This window comes from Alkalibacterium sp. s-m-28 (assembly GCF_054658175.1).
The window spans coordinates 1-2,026 of the sequence record NZ_BAAGIQ010000174.1 but is presented as its reverse complement, the minus strand read 5'-3'; the positions used below and the strand labels follow the sequence as shown (position 1 = coordinate 2,026).

The following is a 2,026-nucleotide window of genomic DNA, read 5'->3' as shown; positions in this document are numbered from 1 at the left end:
TGCTTTTCTCTACCATACGTATAGTGTACCTTTAAATCCCCTCTCTTTTCAAATCAAGTGATAGTGATTAACGTTTGAGGTGATAGGCTTTCTAGCGGGTAAAACTTTATACTTTCCTATTCTATAAAAAAACGTCCCCCACTAGCCGTTAAGCTACTGAGGGACGATAAAATACCGCGGTACCACCACAATTCAGGAGACTCTTCTCCTGCACTCTCATTCTTTAACGTGAATGACTCGACTCACCCTACTCGCCTTCAGGTAAGTTCCCATGAGCCCATTCCAGTCGACTCCTTTACCCACCTCTCAGCCCGGCAGGTTCTCTGTAAAAGGATGATCCACTGTACTCTTCTCATGTCTGATCAACTATATCTATTAAAAAAAGGCAGAAACCCATTTAAAATGAGTTTCTGCCTTTGCAGATGGACAGCCGGATCCAGAAAGGTATACGGGTACACTGAACCTGATGTCAATCCGGTCACCTTCTGAAAAACAGCTGTGGTATAACTGAAGAATCACTCATTACGATTCACTCATTCAATTTTAGAGCAACGCCAATAACCAGCGCGTACGTCGACGCCCCAGCTTTGCCATGTATTCTGCTCTGTCAATTGGATGAATGAACCGTTAGCCATAACGAAGTGATCCTCCTTTCTTTTTATTAGTTGACTGATTAATTGTTTCTCATTATAGTGAGTGTTATTTTTAATGTCAAGGTTAACTGATTATTTTTTTATAATAATTTCAGTTCTTTCCTGTTTAGTCATTCTTTCTTAGTTTCATCACTAAACAGATCCTGTGCCACTTTTATCAGCTTATCATTGAATGCCTTCTGATCCGATGTGACTTCCGATGAAGTATTCACCAGCAGACTGATATAAAATTTCGGTGCATGAGTCAGTTCCAATTTGACGAGGTCAGCCCGGTCTCTGACAAGCAAGTCGATCATCAGTCCGGCACTCATTCCTGACGCGATCATTGAGTTGGCAGTCTGAATTTCATTCGTAAAATGAACTCTGGACTGGTCAAGCGCGTTGGCTTTCGCCCATTTGTCGAATATGCGCTGATGGGTATAACCCTTTGCCAGCGTCACGAAACTTGTCTCCTTGAGCATCCGTGCATTTAGACGCTTATATTTAGCTAGAGGATGATGCGGGGCCACCCAGACATGCATTTCTCTTACTGCAACAGGAATCTGCATCAGCCATTTCTCCTTGAACTCAGGAACATCGCTGCCTACGATTGCTGATGAGATCTGATTGGTTTTCACCATGTCATACATCATATCTGAACTTTCCTCTTCAACTAATTTGAGTGACGGCAGATAATCGGACAGATGCGGCATAATCGACGGAAGAAAATGGCCACCGATCGTCGGCAGAAAACCCAAATGGACTTCTCTGGTCTCCATATTATGGAGATCTTTTTTTGTCTTGTCGATCAGATCGATGATTTCCTGTGAGCGTTTGTAAAGCAGTTCACCCGTTTCGGTCAGCTGAACACTTTTTGAGGAACGATCACGACTGATCAATCTCGTATTGAATTCATCTTCAAGTCGCTTCAACGCGATTGATATGGATGGCTGGGAAATATAGAACGCTTCCGCAGCCTCCGTGAAGCTCCGCGTTTCTGCTAGCTGCCTAAAATAATATAGATCCTGTAATTTCATTTTCCCTTGCTCCTCCTAATAAAGTGATAATTATCACGATGTCTAACCTTATAAATAATATTTATAATACCATAAAAAGCCTATATTCCATAATGTGTAAGCGGTTGCTATAGTATGTTTTGTAGATAACGCTTTCACAGTCATCGCCCGAATGTGCCACTTTTTTTTGCATCATCTTAAGCCCATCTGGCTCATTTTTATTCATGACTGGTTAAAGCCTTAAATCAATCAAGCATTATGGTGTTAAGTCAAGAGAATAGATTATAAAATGACAACCTATTTTCATAAAAAAGGGTGCACTGAACTAAACCGCCACGTATTCGAAAATACGTTCGGTTTATATCTTCGGATAGTCGT

General features: G+C 41.4%; 1 protein-coding gene and 1 other annotated feature. The gene reads right to left on the bottom strand.

The genetic code is table 11. From position 1 onward, the window contains the following. Positions 1-156: 156 nt before the first annotated feature. Positions 157-372, bottom strand: a binding site (T-box leader). 391 nt (positions 373-763) lie between these two features. Further along, complete coding sequence (locus ACYQ4S_RS11710) at positions 764-1,669, bottom strand: LysR family transcriptional regulator (RefSeq protein ID WP_459771310.1); 906 nt, start codon at positions 1,667-1,669, stop codon at positions 764-766. Positions 1,670-2,026 lie beyond the last annotated feature (357 nt).